A 16330-nucleotide genomic window follows, 5' to 3' on the forward strand; every position below is an offset into this window, starting at 1 on the left:
AGCCTTTTTTTATTTATCCCACAGCATTTGCATCATACTTATATTCTGGTAGCTGATTTAGTTTTACTCCTGAAGTGTCAAATAGATTTCCTGCAGATTCAATATATTTAAATTCATATAGGGTAGTATCTTGAAGCTCAAATTTATCATTTTTTAATATATATGTTTCGATCCTTGTAGGAAGACCAGTATTTTCATCTAGGTATGCCACTTGTTTCATTTGAACTTTAGAATATGCTTGTGATTTATCTAAAGCTGGTTTTTTTTCTAATCCCATAAAAGATTTAGATACTTCTTTTAATGTTATTCCATCTTGAGTAATATTTCCTTCAGAAGTCCATTCAGATGACGCATATTGAGCTCTAATTGCTGTAAAAGAATTATTTTTTGAATATAATGAATTATTATATTCTGCGCCTTTTTCATCAACTGGTATATAATCTCCACTTGTAGCATTTCCATTAGAATCTCTTTGAAGGGTAATTATACTTCTTCCTTTATCCTTAGTATAAGAACTTGTGTAAAAATTAACTTTACCGTCATTCTTTGATATGTTATCCATTCTTGAGTTTAAAGTATTTGGATCCATCCAGGACTCGAAAATTAAGCCTTCTGAACCATCATCTCTTAATGAAGCAGTTTTAGTATATTCTATTTTGCCAGCTTTATTATCTGGATCCTTTGTGATATCAGAATATGCAGAAACTTTAGTTTCTATTGAAGGCTTCTCTTGAGGATTAACATTTTTGTTTGAAAATGCATATGCACTTACAGAAGTTCCTAAAAGTGTTGCGGCTAATGTAGCTGTAATTATGACTTTTTTCATAAAACTTTCTCTCCTTTTTTAGTATGTAAGATTAGCTAGTATTTCTAATCTCAGTACTTATTATAAAGATTAAATGTTTCATACTTTATGTCATTTGTATCAGACTTGTAAATTATAATAATTTATCTCTTGAAAATATCATTTAACAACATTGATACAATCTCGAAACAATCAATAGAAGATTAGAAACATGCAGCAAATATAATTACTCCTATAGAAAATATATTTTTCATTAGGAGGTTTATATTTATGAAAAAGAAAGTAGTTATGTTTCTTATAATTATATGTGCATTAGGAATTGGCTATAAGTTCACAAAAAATTCTGAAATAAATAGTAAAAAAAGCAAGGATACTGTAGAATATTTAAAAGAATTAACAGGGAATGGTAATATAAATACTAATAAGGACGTTAATGAATCATTTAGCTCATCAGAAGAAGAAATTACAGAAGAAACAACTCAGGTCAATAAAGAAATAAAAAATGAATCGCTTAATAATCAATCTACAAATAAAAGCAACATATTAGGAGAAAGTCAAAAAGATATGTCAAATATAAGTTCTCAAGGCAAAAAAAATAGTTTTCCAACTGATGACCCAATAAGAGCAATTCCCAACAATGGGCACTATACTGTAAAAGTAAAAATAAATGAACAAAAAATATATGTGTATAATGGAACGACTCTTATAAGAGCAATGTCATGTTCTACAGGTATAGAAGAAAGAAATTACGATACACCTTTAGGTCACTATAAAATAAATGGTTATTTTGGTCAATCATTCTTTAGCAATAAATATAATGAAGGGGCAAGGTATTGGGTAGGCTTTATTGGTTCACAATATTTATTTCATTCTGTGCCAACAGGAGCAAATGGTCAGATTATTACTTCGGAAGCGGAGAAAATCGGGAAAAAAGCTTCTCATGGTTGCATAAGAATGTCTGTTAATGATGCTTACTGGTTTTATGAGACTATTCCACAAGGTTCTGATGTAGTTATAGAAAATTAATTATGAGCCCGTCAGTTCACCTTTTTTTGGCATTTGTATCAAGGTTGTAAAATTTATTAATATTATTATTAAATCATATAAAATAAGTTATTATAAAAGAAGGAGGGTGAATTATGGAACAGAAAAAAATACTAATTATAGAAGATGAAGACTACATATCAGATTTATTGTCATACTCCTTGAGAAAAGAAGGATTTATAACAGAGATAGCTGAAAATGGAGAAATAGGAATGAAATTAATAGCTGAATATAAGCCGGATCTATTAATTTTAGATTTAATGCTTCCAGATATAAGCGGATTTGAAATATGTAAGAGGGTATCAAAGGAATATACAATACCTGTAGTAATGCTAACTGCAAAATCAGATACTATTGATAAAATATTAGGAATTGAGCTAGGTGCTGATGACTATATTACAAAACCCTTCGATATTAGGGAAGTTGTTGTTAGAATAAAGGCCATTTTTAGAAGAATAGGACAAATTTCAGAATCAACAGTTACAAATAAATTTGAAGTGATTAAGTTATCATCTGATACTGAAATATACAAAGATAAAAGAGAAGTTATAAAAGATAATTATAGAGTTGATCTTACTAATAAAGAGTTTGATTTATTATTGTTTTTAGCGGAGAACAGAGGTAGGGTTTTTTCGAGAGCAGAATTACTAGATAGAGTATGGGGTTTTGAATTTGTAGGGGATACAAGAACAGTGGATATTCATGTTCAAAGATTAAGAAAGAAACTTGATAAAAATAAAGGTATATCAATAATAGAAACAGTTTTTGGTGTAGGCTATAAACTGGTTTAACTAAGGTGATAATATGAAATATTCAATTCAAAACAAAATACTGTTGTGGTTCTCTATTATAATTTTTATAGGTCTATCTTCTATTATCTTTGCTTCTTATAAAATTACTGAGCAAAATACTGAGCGTATAATACAAAATGATATGATTACAGTTAAGAAAAATTTAGATCTATATTTGAAACAATATTCTTTAATCAGAAATATTGAATATAATGAGACCAAATTTTTAGATATTGCAGATGATGTTTCAAAAGAACTGAGTTCGGAAGTAGGAAGCAACGTGGACATTTATAATGCTTCAGGAGAGAAAATTTCAAATTTTTTAACCCAAGATAAGTTGAAAAGTGATGATATTTCAAAAGCAATTAAGGGTGAAATAGCATATTCAATTAACTATAGTGGAGGTAAAGTCATAGTTAGTTTATCCTATCCAATTGAAAAAGATAATAAGGCAATTGGAATTATAAGATACACTAAAGATTATTCAGAACTTTATGCATATAATAGCAGGTTTAAAAATATAATTAATATTTTTGCAGGTATTATATTCATTATAGTATTTATAGCGTCAATTATAATATCAAAGCAAATTGCAAAGCCTATAATTGAATTAACTAAAAGCTCAGAAGAGGTGTCTAAAGGAAATTTTGATATAAATATAAATATAAATTCAAGAGATGAAATAGGTGAGTTATCTAAAAGATTTAAAATAATGATAGATAGGATTAAAGAACAAATTAACATTATAAAGAAGGAAAGGGATAATTTAAAAGAAGCTCAAAGACAAAACAAAACCTTTTTTGACAATGTTACTCATGAGTTAAAAACACCTTTAACAACTATATTAGGATATGCTCAGATTATTAAAGAAAATGAATTTACTGATAAAGAATTTTTTGATAAGGGAACATCCTATATAATAAATGAAAGTAAAAGACTAAATGATATGGTAGTAGAAATACTAGAACTTTCAACTACAACTTCAAAGGAAATGATTTATGATTTTGAAAGAGTAGACTTATCAAAAAGTATTAAAAATACCTGCGAAGAAATGAACATTAAAGCAAGAAAATACAATATTAATGTTGTTGCACATGTTGAAGAAAATTTAATCATAAATGGGGACAGTTCTAAAGTTAAAGAAGTTTTTGTAAATTTAATCGATAATTCTATAAAATATGGTAATGTAAATTCAATAATTGTAGTTGAAGCTAAACATAAAGAAAATGATATTTACATAAGCCTAAGGGATAGTGGAGAAGGAATATCAGAAGAACATATTAATAATTTATTTGAACCTTTTTATAGAATTTCCAAGAAAAAATCAAGAGAAAAAGGTAGCGCAGGTTTAGGGCTATCTATTGTAAAAAATATAGTTGAAAATCATGGAGGAAGTATAAAGATTAATAGTGAGGTAGGAATAGGTACTGAAGTTATAATTATATTAAAGGGTGAAATAAATGAATGAGATAAGAACTGAAAGAAAGCTCAAAAAATATATTATAAGAATATTTATATTGTTGATATTTACGTCATCCTTCTATTTTTTAAACTATATATATACATTAGGAAGTAGAAATTCAAGAACAATAGTATTAGATAAGAAATCATTTGTAGGAACAGATGGTGATGAAATAAATAAAAAATTACAAGTGGGAAATGTATCTTCATATGATGCAGATTATATAATTATGGAACCTAAAATAGCTGAAAATAATAAAATTGTTTTTAAAACCTTAAGCGGAAATAGTTATATAGGAATTAGTATTTTTGATATGGAAAGTAAAAAAAATAATACAATACTAGCAAAGTATGATAGCAATATAAATAATTTATATGAAACAAATGATACAAATAAAGTGGTATATATTGAAAAGAGTGAGAGCAATGGTGAAACTAGAACTTATCTACAGGATATTTATACAAATAGAATAGATAAAATTTATGAAGGTGCATTAACTTCAGCTTTGTTCATAGATGATAATAGAATAGTGGGAATTGCAGATAATTCTATTATTATTAAGGAATTAAATACAGGTAAAGAAGAGAAACTAATGAATTTTGATGATAGTACAACTAATATGCTATATAAGAATTATAAAAACACTTACAACTTATTTATGACTAAGGATAGAAAAATTTTATATGCTATAGAACAAGGAATACGAAAAGAGAATGAAACTTATTTAAGCATAAAGGCAATAAATATCGATAGTAAAGAGATAACAGAATTAAAAATAAAAGGTTCTGTTTATAACGTTATTCCATTAAATGATGGAAACTTTATTTTTAGTGGAAGTGTAGATGGTAATAGTGGAATTTTTATTTATAATATGGCAAACAGCACATACAAGATTTTAAAGTCTGGAAATATATATGAAGTAAAACTAACGAAAGATGAGGATAAAATTTCATATATTTCTAGCGATGTTTCATCTAATAACAATGAGGTGCATGTAGCATTATTTGATAAAGATAAAATAGAATTAGATACTATGATTTATAGAAATGCACAATATGGAAATGAAATTCTATGGACAAATGAAGGAAATAATTTATTTTATATCAATTCAAATAATGGAAAGTCAAGAATATATAGATTTTCAATAAATAAATAGGTACTATTTCAGTGCCTATTTATTATATTTTCTAGAAAAACCAGAATATAATAATATGCTTAGTAATTGGACAAGAAATTAAATGATAACTATAATTATAATATATAAGGTATAATATATTAATTTATAAAAAGGTGATGATTTCAGTGGTTAAATTTATTGTGGACAGCACCTGTGACTTACCAGAAGATTTGATTATAAAAAACAATATTAGCATAATACCCTTAAAAGTACTTATTGATGATAAAGACTATTTAGATAAAAAGACAATAAATGTGGATGAGGTGTATTCCGCAATGAGAAGAGGAATTTTACCTAAAACATCTCAACCTAATCCAAAAGATATGTATGATACTTTTGAAGAATGCTGCCATAAAGGTGAGGATTTTATATTTTTATCTTTTTCCTCAGCACTTTCTGGAACATATAAATTAGCTAAAACTATAGTTCTAGAATTAAAGGAGAGATACCCCAAAATAAACATGGAAGTTATTGATTCTAAAAGTGGTTCGACAGCCATTGGATTAATCATTCTTGAAGCTATAAAATTCACTCAAGAAAGTGGCTATGATTTTAATGAAATAGTAGGGAGGATAAGGAGGCTAGTTACTCACATAGAACATGTTTTTACCATTACGGATCTAAATTGGCTAATTAAAGGGGGGCGTATTGGCAAAACACAAGGAGTTATTGGTAATATTTTAGAAATAAAACCTATTTTGAATGTAAATAATGGTGAAATGGAGCTAATTCAAAAGGTTAGGGGAAAGAAGAAAGCACTACATAGAATGGTGGATATTTTGGAAGAACGGGCTGGCAACTATAAAGAACAAATTATAGGCGTGAGTCATGCAGACGATTTTGAAACTGCAGAAGAACTTGTAAATATGATAAAAATAAAATTAGGATATAAACAATTTATAATTAATAAGATAGGAAGTGTATTAGGAAGCCATTTAGGTATAGGTGGAGTAGGAATATTTTTCTTTAATGAAGAAGGATTAGATAAAAGAAGTAATTAATAATAAAAGCAGAAGTCTAGATAGCTATAATCAAGATTTCTGCTTTGAATTTATCTAATATTAGAAATATCTATACCTCTATGTTCAACAGGTGTTGAGAAAACAATTTGAGTTTCAGTATGTCCATACTTTTGTAAATCACCAATAAAAGAATCTAACTCTAATGTTGTATGATAAGCTACCTTGATGAGCATAGAATATTTGCCTGTTACACAATTACACTCAAGGACATTTGGGCACGAAGCAATAAATGGGTAGAATTCAGGTTTTTGTTTTGGAGACATTTCTAAATTAATAAAGGCCTTAATATTATACCCTAATTTTAATGGGTCTAATTGTGCTGAGTAACCAGTTATTATTCCAGCCTCCTCAAGTTTAAAAATACGTGCTGATACTGCTGGTGTCGATAAAAACACCTCGTTAGCTAAATGTTTAAGTGAATAACGTGCATTTTCTTGTAAAAGTTCTATTAGTTTTAAATCTATTTCATCCATATTTATTGCTTAAGAGAGTTGAAATTTAAATTCAATTCTACTTAAACTAATCTCCCTTCTAAAATAAGATTACTACATTTATATATTATACTTAATATAATTAAGTTTTGCATCTGAATTTAAATAATAAATACAGCGTTTTAGTTTATAATATTAAGCTTAATGCCATAAAATGAGAAAAAAAGCTTCTTAATAAAATAAACTAATACTAGATAAAAAATAATTTTAATTAAGTAAAGCATGTCTTTTTTTATCTTTTATTAGCAAATTCACTATAAGGATTTACATTGAGAAAAAACAGTGTTAATCTCCAATTGGTAGGAATAATAAGAGATTAGAGGAGATTTTTACATGAAGACAAGAATAGAATATGATTCCATAGGAAATATGAAAGTTCCGGCTGATGCATATTATGGAATCCAGACACTTAGAGCAAATAATAATTTTAAGATTACTAATAAAACAATTCATCCGTTATTTATAGTTAGTTTAGCCCAAATTAAAAAAGCCGCAGCTATTACAAATAGAGATTCAAAAAAATTAGAGAAAAATATAGCAAATGCAATTATAAATGCTTGCGACGAAATTATTGAAGGGAAACTTCATAATCAGTTTATTGTAGATCCTATCCAAGGAGGGGCTGGTACTTCTGCAAATATGAATGCAAATGAAGTTATTGCAAATAGAGCTATAGAGATACTTGGAGGAGAAAAAGGAAATTATAGTGTTGTGCATCCAAATGATCATGTTAATATGGCCCAGTCTACAAATGATGTATTTCCATCGGCAGGAAAGCTTACAGTATTGAAGATGTTGCCTAAAGCTATTTTAGAGCTTCAACGTTTGTATGAAGCGACTAAATTAAAAGCTATAGAATTTGATAGTGTAATAAAGATGGGTAGAACTCAGCTTCAAGATGCCGTGCCAATAAGATTAGGACAATCATTTAATGCTTATGCTTCAATGATAAAACGTGATATTGATAGATTAAATAAAGTAAAAGAAGAGATGCTTATATTAAATATTGGAGCCACTGCAATTGGAACTTCAGTTAACGCAAGTTCTGAATATCTAAATAATATAATTAAGAATCTACAGATAGTAACAGGAGTAAAAGTATTCCAAGCAGAGGATTTAATCGACGCAACACAGAATTTAGACGGGTTTGTAACTATATCAGGAACCTTAAAAAGTTGTGCAGTTAACTTATCTAAGATGTCAAATGATTTAAGACTACTTTCAAGTGGTCCTAAAACAGGCTTAGGTGAAATTAACTTGCCAGCCAAACAAAATGGTTCATCAATAATGCCAGGTAAGATAAACCCAGTAATACCAGAGGTAGTTTCACAGGTAGCTTATAATATAATAGGTAATGACTTTACTATTACAATGGCTGCAGAGGCAGGACAGCTAGAATTAAATGCATTTGAACCTGTACTATTTTATAACTTATTTGAATCGATTGAAACTTTACAAAATGCAACAATAACTTTTATCGATAACTGTATCAGCGGAATAACTGCGAATAAAGAGAGATGTGAAGAATTGCTTAATAATAGTGTTGGAATAGTAACTGCTCTTTGTCCATATGTTGGATATAAAAAAGCATCAGAGCTTGCAAAGGAAGCCCTAATTACAGGAATGCCTATTAAAGAAATAATAATGGCTAAAGGAGTTTTAACATCTGAACAATTAAAAGAAGTATTAAATCCATTTACTATGACAGAAGTAGAAAGAACATCAAGTGTTAAAGTTAATAAGCACGCAGTGTAAGTTATTTTAGTAGTTTCCTAAAAACTTAGGAAACTACTATTTTTTCCTATAATGATTAATCAAGGATACTTTCTTCTGAATAACTCAAACTATTATATAAATATAGAAACTTTGAAACCTCATTATCAGATATTTTGTAACAAGTATTATCAATAGTTATTGCACTGCTAAGAACTCCATATTAAATCAAAAGGATACTATACTTAAAAATTAGGTATATATTTAGTATAATTAATTTACAAGCATTGGCAAATTTGAGATATAATTATAAGATGAAGTTTTATAGCGACTCTGCCTAAAGGGCTGAGTTTATACTATATGGAGGTGATCAAATGCACGTTAATAATAAAGCAATTAAGTTTGATAAGATGGTAAGAGAACGCGAAGATGATGAACTTGGCTTATTTGAGAAATATGATGAAATTCTATCTGAAATAAGAAATAAAATCACTAATTCTAAAGCAAAAAAGGTATTAGATATAGGTTGTGGAACGGGAAATTTATGTGGGGATTTAAGTGATGACATTTACATATTAGGGCTTGATCAGAGCTTAGAAATGATTTCACTTGCAAAAAAGAAATATGCAAACATGGACTTTAAAATAGGAAGTTTTCTAGACAAGCCATTTGTAGAACATGATTTTGATATTGTTGTAACTACATATGCCTTTCATAGTCTAAATGATGAAGAGAAGAAAGAAGCAATTAATAATATGTTAGGATTCCTAAAAGATAATGGAAAAATTATTATTGTTGATTTTATGTTTAAAAATGATTTGGAAAAAGAGGCACGTAAGAAAGAATTATTAGATAAGAAAAGAGAGGACCTATGGGAAGTTATAGATTATAAATACTATACAAATGTTGAAGAATTTAAAAAATATATTCAAGATTTAGGATATAAATTTAAGTGTGAGCATAAAGTGAATTTCACTTGGATTGTAAAAATTGAGAAAAAATAAGTTTTATAAAGGGGGATTATTTATGGAGGAGAGGGGCAGTTTAATTAAAAAACTTGATATAAAGGATTATGAAGAAATATATGAAATGTGGAATAGAATTCCTGGAATTGGGCTAAGTGATGCGGATTCTAAAGGTGCTATATCCTGTTATCTTGAGAGAAATCCTAATTTATCATATGTATATTTTATTGATGATAGAATAGTAGGTACTATACTTTGCGGTCATGATGGAAGAAGGGGATATATTCATCATGCCTGTGTATTACCTGAACATCAAGGGAATGGTATAGGTAAGGCTTTGGTTAATAAGGCACTTGATGAACTTAAAAAACAAGGAATAAATAAGTGTCATCTCTTTGCATTAGGGGATAATGAATTAGGAAAAGAATTCTGGAGTAAAGTAGGTTGGACAAAAAGAAATGATATAGTTACATTTTCCAAAAATATTTAAAATGAATTTATTTAAAAGAGAGTTTATCCTAAAACTAGAATAAACTCTCTTTTAAATTCCAAAAACTTAACTAGCAACATTTTGGAGTTCGTATAACTTCTTATATATTCCATCAATTTTTAGTAACTCTTCATGACATCCATTTCAATTATCTTTCCATTCTCCATAACAATAATTTCATCAGCGTTAATAATGGTTGAAAGTCTGTGAGCAACTACTAAAATGGTTTTCCCTTTCATTAATTCATTTAGAGCCCTCTGGATTTCCCCTTCAGACTTAAGGTCGAGAGCGGAAGTAGCTTCATCTAACAGAAGTATAGGTGAATTTTTGAGGAATGCTCTTGCTATTGAAATTCTTTGTCTTTGACCACCTGATAGTCTGGAACCATCTTCTCCCACAAGAGTATCATACCCATTAGGAAGCGACATTATAAAATCATGAGCGTAAGCTCTTCTAGCAGCATCAATAATCTCTTCTTTTGTAGCTTTCATATTTCCATATAATATATTTTCATATATAGAACAATCAAAAAGCATACTTTCTTGAGGTACATAGGAAATTAGTTTTCTAAGTGAGATTAAATCATACTCTTTAACAGGTATCCCTAATATATCCATACTTCCAGAATAGGTAACAAACTGCATAACTGTTTTAATTACTGTTGATTTACCGGAACCACTTTGTCCAACTAATGCAACTGTTTTACCTTTTTCAATATTATAGCTAAAATTATCTACAACATTTTTTTCTCTATAATTTACAGAAAGATTTTTAAAAGAGATCATTATATCATTACCATTAATAGGCTTTAAAGATCCAAAATCATTTCTATGGTCTTTTTTACTAAATACTTCGTATATACGCTCAATACCAGATATTTGCTTTGGAACATCTGTAGCAGAAGTTATCAAACTATTTGCTAAGAATCTTATTGCATAAGTGTATCTACTTACAAACATAACGTTTGGTAAGGCTATTATTCCTAATGTAACTAAATAACATCCTAGTATTATAGGGAAAGTTGAAAATGCATGCGAAAAGATATTAACAATTGACATATATTTAAATCTTAAAACTTGTTCTTCTTTTTTTGCTTCTAAAACCTGTGAAGATAAGTTTTCTATTTGTTTTTCCATTATATTTTCAAGCATGAATAATTTAACAACCATTGCACTAACTAGTGTATCTTGAAATTTTTCATTAAGAATGGCAAGTCTACTTTGTATTTTTTGCCCAACTTTATGAAATCTTTCAGTGAAAATAAAGTTTAGAAAACAAATAGGAATTAGTGTAACCACATAAAATAGTCCTATTTGAGGACTTACAGTAAATACAAGAATTAAATAAGAAAGCCCTTGTATTAGTGGAATTAATACATTATCAACGGAACTGTTTAATACATCGCAAGCTGTATCTACATCTTGATTTAATCGAGATAACTTTCTTCCACTATGTTCATCATCTTCTTCTATTTTTAAGTAACAAGATTTTTGAATAAATTCACCTTTAACTGTAGCTTTAAGTAGAGCATTAGAGTAGGTATTGCAATAGGATGTCAAACTTTTACCAATGGTATCTACAAGCATGGCAATTATATAAAAAACAACTGTTAGGTAAAGATCTTTTATGTCCTTGCTTATGAAGCATTGAAATAGTTGTTTAAAAGATAGAGCTTCAAATAGTTTTTCACTAAAATTAAAAATTAGTGGGGCAATCCTACTGAAAATCCATCTTAAGCGGAATTCTTTAGTGAAGGAAAACATCCAGTTTAATAGCATTATATTGTTTTTCATGCAGTTTCCTCCTCTTGATTATTTTCAAATTGCTTTTTATAAAGATTGTAATAATATCCTTGCTTAAGAACTAAATCTTCGTGTGAACCTTTTTCCTTAAGGGTACCTTTGTCAAATACATATATTAAATTAGCATTTATAATAGTTGAAAGTCTATGAGCTACTATAATTACTGTTTTACCATTCATAAGCTTATCAAGGGTATATTGAATATTTTTCTCAGATTCTGAGTCTAGTGCAGATGTAGGTTCATCTAGAATTAAAATATTTGCATTTTTAAGGAAAGCTCTAGCAATTGAAATTCTCTGACGTTGTCCACCAGACATATAAATACCTTTTTCACCAACAAGGGTTTTATATTTATTAGGCTGTTCCATTATAAAGTCATGTATATCTGCTTTTTTGCAAGCTTCAATTACTTCTTCATCTGAAGCATCTGGCTTACCGTAGCGTACATTCTCAATTACTGAAACAGGGAATAAATAAGACTCTTGAGAAACAATAGCTATTTGGTTTCTAATTGATGGTATATTTTCTTCTTTTATCTTAAAACCAGCAACTTCTGCATCACCAGAGGGTATATCATACATACCTGAGATTTCTTTAACTAAAGTACTTTTACCAGATCCGCTGGCACCTACAAAAGCAACAACTTCATTCTTGTTAATTTTTAAGTTAATACTGTCTAAGATTTTATGATTTTCGCTATATGAAAAAGATAAGTTAGATATATTTATAATTGGGTTATCTAATGATTCTTTTGCTTTAATCTCAAAAAGTTTTTCATCTTCATAAGCATAAATACCCATTAATCTTCTTGCCATAGCTTCACTATTTCTATAGGAGATAATATATCTTTGAAGATCATAAAGAACATTTGATACAAATCCAAAAGTGAAGGTGAATGTTAGATATTCTCCAGAAGTAAGCATATTATTTATGCTCATAATACCTGCTAATATAATAACTGCGATATTAGGACCATAATCAATTAAGGATCCAATAGCATAAACTTTAGCACTTGCAATTCCAACCTTCTTTTCAGCTTTTATAAAATCTTTGGAAGTCTCATTAAACTTTCTACTCATAATATCTTCTAGAGTAAAAGCTTTTAATGTCATCATACCCATTAAAATATTATGTGCTAAGGAATTCATCTTACCTGAAAACTTTCTTGAATCGTAGGATGCTTTTTCGACGATAGAACTAGTTTTGAAGATAATGTAGGATACTATAGGTATAAAAATGAAGCCAACTAATGTAAGCTTTAAACTAATATATAAACATACAAATAGACCAGTAGTAAAAACAAAGAAGTCCTGGAAAAGATTAATAAATGTATCGCTCCAAAATGCACCTATTCCATTTAAGTCACTCATTGTCCTAGAAAGTATATCACCAGTTGAAGCCTCATCATAAACTTTGTATTTTAAGTGAGAAATTTTTTGACTTAATGAATTTCTTAGATTAAACATTCCAATTTCAGAGAACCTAGCTACAGTATATTTGCTAACTATTCCTAATACATATTCAATAAGAGTTATAAGAAAAATAATAAATATTGCTGATTTAACTGAGCTTAAGCTTGTACCAGCAGCATCTAAAACTTTTCCAAAATATATACTCTCTATTACATATATAACTCCTAAGGAACCCATAATTAGTAATGATATAGTAAATAGAAACTGAGGGAGTTTTGCTTTTTTTGTTATTAAAAATAATTGACTCATACATTATGATTCCTTTCTAAAATACAATTAGCCTTATCAGAACATTATACCATAATTATGCAATTAATTTGAATAATTTTACATTAAGGCGATTTATATAATCAAAACAAGTGATATAAAAGCATAAAGGATTTATTTAATCAAATAATAAACATTATACTCAGTTTAAAAGGAGATTATTATAATGTTTAGAAAGATAAATAATCCAATAATTTTTCAAGGAAGTTATAAAAAAAAGCATTATTTCGAAGGTTGGTATTTTAAACAAATTTCCAGAGATGGGAAGTTTGTAATATGTATTATACCGGGAGTTAGTTTATTTCATAATGATTATCATAGCTTTATTCAATATATATTTATACGACTAGATAAAAAAAGAATAATAAGATCTGGGTATATAAGATATCCACTAAATGCTTTTAAGTTTAGGGATACACCATTTATGATTCAAATTGGAGATAATGTTTTTACTGAGTCAATTATTTCATTAAATATGAAAGATAAAAAAATAAAGATTCAAGGCACCTTAAAATTGGGAGCACTAACTGAAATAGAGAAATCAATTTTAAACCCTAATATAATGGGATACTTTGCTTATATACCAAAGATGGAATGTTATCATGGAATAATTAGCATGAATCATAAACTAAATGGAATATTAGCAGTAAATAGAAAAATAATAGATTTCACAAAAGGAAAAGGATATATAGAAAAAGATTGGGGAACGTCTTTCCCCAAAGAGTATATCTGGATACAATGCAATAATTTTAAAAATCAGACTACAAGCTTTATATGTTCCATAGCAAACATTCCTTTTTTGCATACATCATTTAATGGGCTTATATGTAATATATGTATAAATGGAGTAGAGTATAGATTTGCAACTTATAATAATAGTAAGGCTAAAATAGAAAGGATTACAAAAAGTAAAATAAATATTTCAATAGAAAATAATAAGGCGTTATTAAAGGTTGAAGCAAGCTTAAGCTCAACTGGTGTTCTGATAGCACCACAGAAGGGAAAAATGGATAAAAATATCAATGAGGAGTTATTAGGGAAATTAAAATTACAACTTTTTGATAAAAAGAATAACTCAAATTATATTGACTTTGGGACTTTAGCAGGAATTGAAGTAGTTGGATATTGAAAGAATGAGTAACTTTTACAATAATCTTAAAGATTAATTGAATTAATACGATAATATTCATGAGTATTTCCATAATAGTTATATTTTGGTACAAGGGAGAGAGGATTATGAATATTACCAATATAGATTCAATAAATTCGTTTATAACAAGTTATGAGAAAACTAATGATAAATATGATAATAAAACAGAAGATATAAATATAGCAAACACACGAAATAATAGTGATTATGTAGATTTTAGTATTAACTATTCCGATGATGAAGTAGCTTCAGTTTTAAATAATATTAGCAATGCTTATGATAGTGAAGATATTTTTGGAACAAATAAAACTATATTTAACTCTATGGATAAGTATGGAGAAATACTAAATGGAATAAATAATAATACTAATTTTGATGATAATACTAAAACTCAATTAACAAAAATCTTGGATAACTCTTTTGATTTTTATACTGATAGACAAGTAGCACAATTTACTGGTGAGGTTTCAGGACTTTTAAATAAAGCATATTATCAAGTGATATCTTATTTAGAAAATGGTAAAGACATCGGAATCAAAGGAGATAAATTAATAAATGGAGAAGAATTTCAGAAAAATCTTAAAGATATGATTCTTTCTGCAAAAAATTTTTATAGAAATAACGCAAATGCTACTAAAGATGATTTAGAGAAATTTTTAGGAGAGAAATATGCTCATACTAGTAGGGTAGAAAGTTTAAGTTATAGTGATATTAAAGAATTAGATAAAGCCATGAATACAATTAATAACAGCAATTTAGATCCAAGTAAATTATCTAGAGAGGAATATAAAAAGAAAAAAGAGGAAGCCACAAATGTAGCATTAGTAGGTTTAAAGGAGGATGGAGCTTCTTCAATTTTAATAGATACATTTGAAAAAGCTATAAAACAAAATAAAGGTAGTAATGCTAGAATCGATATATATAACAAACTAAATGATGGGTTTGATAAGCAGCTAAAAGAACTAAATAAATTGAAAACTAAGTATGAAGAAATGCTTAAAAGTATAAAAGAAGCAAAAGAAAAAATGGAAGAACAATATCAAAAGGCACTAGAAAAATTAAAGCATGATATTTTTGAAATGTATAAGATGAAGATATCATTGAATCAGGTTACTAAAAAAGATGATCCGGTTGAAGATTTAACTAAGCAGCATGCTGAAACTATGAAAGACCTTGAAAAAGAAAAAGTAGAAGTCGATAAAGATTTAAAAGACATAAATAAAAGTATTAAAGACATCACAAAGGAATATGATAGTTTCAATGAAAATCCAAGTTCTTATATAGATAAATATATAGAAAAAGAATTAAGAGGGAAAATAGAATAAAAGTAAAAAGTCACTAAAGTAGGTTACAAAGAATACTATTTTAGTGGCTTTTTATAATGTAGTTTATTTGCTTAATGTATAGCTAATCTTTTGGTTTCCAAAGCTTATAGCATTGGGAACTGCATTTGGATTATTTTCAAAATCGAAGAATATGTCAACCAAATACTGAGACTTTTGGAATGCTAAGTCTCCCTTATCTTGTACTACAAAGCTACTTTTATTTCCATAACCAGGTAGATATAGAGAACTAGTAGTAGTAATTATAGAACCAAAAGGAAAAACTGGTGCAGAGTAAGCATTCGTTTTATTAGATGGATGTACAGCACAAGTTGTATATGTAGTAGGAGAAACACC

Annotated in this window: 14 protein-coding genes; 10 read left to right on the forward strand and 4 right to left on the reverse strand. The window is 28.0% G+C overall.

The window, feature by feature from the left end:
* Positions 1-13 precede the first annotated feature (13 nt).
* A complete protein-coding gene (locus tag PTZ02_RS04855; protein WP_274226691.1) occupies positions 14-826 on the reverse strand; it encodes a hypothetical protein in 813 nt (270 codons plus the stop codon).
* Positions 827-1075: 249 nt separating this feature from the next.
* Here PTZ02_RS04855 and PTZ02_RS04860 point away from each other — a divergent pair, with 249 nt between their 5' ends.
* The 5 genes from PTZ02_RS04860 to PTZ02_RS04880 all read left to right on the forward strand — a co-directional run bounded on the left by PTZ02_RS04860 (position 1076) and on the right by PTZ02_RS04880 (position 6280).
* Positions 1076-1831, forward strand: coding sequence for a L,D-transpeptidase (locus PTZ02_RS04860; protein ID WP_274226692.1), 756 nt, complete (start codon positions 1076-1078; stop codon positions 1829-1831).
* A gap of 113 nt (positions 1832-1944) precedes the next feature.
* Positions 1945-2640: a response regulator transcription factor gene (locus tag PTZ02_RS04865; protein ID WP_274226693.1), complete on the forward strand. Its 696-nt coding sequence runs from the start codon at positions 1945-1947 to the stop codon at positions 2638-2640.
* A gap of 13 nt (positions 2641-2653) precedes the next feature.
* A complete protein-coding gene (locus PTZ02_RS04870) occupies positions 2654-4108 on the forward strand; it encodes a HAMP domain-containing sensor histidine kinase (protein ID WP_274226694.1) in 1455 nt (484 codons plus the stop codon).
* Positions 4101-5258 (forward strand): hypothetical protein, encoded by a 1158-nt coding sequence (locus PTZ02_RS04875; RefSeq protein ID WP_274226695.1) that lies wholly within the window; start codon positions 4101-4103, stop codon positions 5256-5258. Before PTZ02_RS04870 ends, PTZ02_RS04875 begins: the two co-directional genes overlap by 8 nt.
* A 146-nt stretch (positions 5259-5404) precedes the next feature.
* Positions 5405-6280 carry a DegV family protein gene (locus PTZ02_RS04880; RefSeq protein WP_274226696.1) on the forward strand — a complete coding sequence of 292 codons (876 nt, stop codon included), beginning with the start codon at positions 5405-5407 and terminating at the stop codon, positions 6278-6280.
* Positions 6281-6330: 50 nt separating this feature from the next.
* Here the strand turns inward: PTZ02_RS04880 and PTZ02_RS04885 are convergent, their stop codons facing one another.
* Positions 6331-6774, reverse strand: a complete 444-nt coding sequence (locus PTZ02_RS04885) for an Lrp/AsnC family transcriptional regulator (RefSeq protein ID WP_274226697.1) — start codon at positions 6772-6774, stop codon at positions 6331-6333.
* Between the two features lie 351 nt (positions 6775-7125).
* Between PTZ02_RS04885 and PTZ02_RS04890 the strand changes: the two genes are divergently transcribed.
* The 3 genes from PTZ02_RS04890 (at position 7126) to PTZ02_RS04900 (ending at position 9960) form a co-directional block, all read left to right on the forward strand.
* Entirely contained in the window at positions 7126-8547 is a 1422-nt protein-coding gene (locus PTZ02_RS04890; protein WP_274226698.1) for an aspartate ammonia-lyase, read from the forward strand.
* Between the two features lie 332 nt (positions 8548-8879).
* Positions 8880-9509: a class I SAM-dependent methyltransferase gene (locus tag PTZ02_RS04895; protein WP_274226699.1), complete on the forward strand. Its 630-nt coding sequence runs from the start codon at positions 8880-8882 to the stop codon at positions 9507-9509.
* A gap of 22 nt (positions 9510-9531) precedes the next feature.
* Positions 9532-9960, forward strand: coding sequence for a GNAT family N-acetyltransferase (locus PTZ02_RS04900; RefSeq protein ID WP_274226700.1), 429 nt, complete (start codon positions 9532-9534; stop codon positions 9958-9960).
* A gap of 119 nt (positions 9961-10079) precedes the next feature.
* Here PTZ02_RS04900 and PTZ02_RS04905 read toward each other — a convergent pair whose 3' ends face one another.
* Together PTZ02_RS04905 and PTZ02_RS04910 are read right to left on the reverse strand one after the other, a co-directional pair.
* Complete coding sequence (locus tag PTZ02_RS04905; protein ID WP_274226701.1) at positions 10080-11753, reverse strand: ABC transporter ATP-binding protein; 1674 nt, start codon at positions 11751-11753, stop codon at positions 10080-10082.
* Positions 11750-13483: an ABC transporter ATP-binding protein gene (locus PTZ02_RS04910; RefSeq protein ID WP_274226702.1), complete on the reverse strand. Its 1734-nt coding sequence runs from the start codon at positions 13481-13483 to the stop codon at positions 11750-11752. Before PTZ02_RS04910 ends, PTZ02_RS04905 begins: the two co-directional genes overlap by 4 nt.
* A gap of 184 nt (positions 13484-13667) precedes the next feature.
* On the opposite strand from PTZ02_RS04910, the gene PTZ02_RS04915 reads away from it, so the two are divergent.
* Positions 13668-14630, forward strand: a complete 963-nt coding sequence (locus tag PTZ02_RS04915) for a tocopherol cyclase family protein (RefSeq protein WP_274226703.1) — start codon at positions 13668-13670, stop codon at positions 14628-14630.
* Positions 14631-14737: 107 nt separating this feature from the next.
* The gene (locus PTZ02_RS04920; RefSeq protein ID WP_274226704.1) at positions 14738-15976 is read left to right on the forward strand and encodes a hypothetical protein; all 1239 of its coding nucleotides are present in this window, start codon (positions 14738-14740) and stop codon (positions 15974-15976) included.
* Positions 15977-16330: the final 354 nt, after the last annotated feature.

The organism is Clostridium sp. 'White wine YQ', from assembly GCF_028728205.1.
Taxonomy (GTDB): Bacteria; Bacillota; Clostridia; order Clostridiales; family Clostridiaceae; genus Clostridium_T.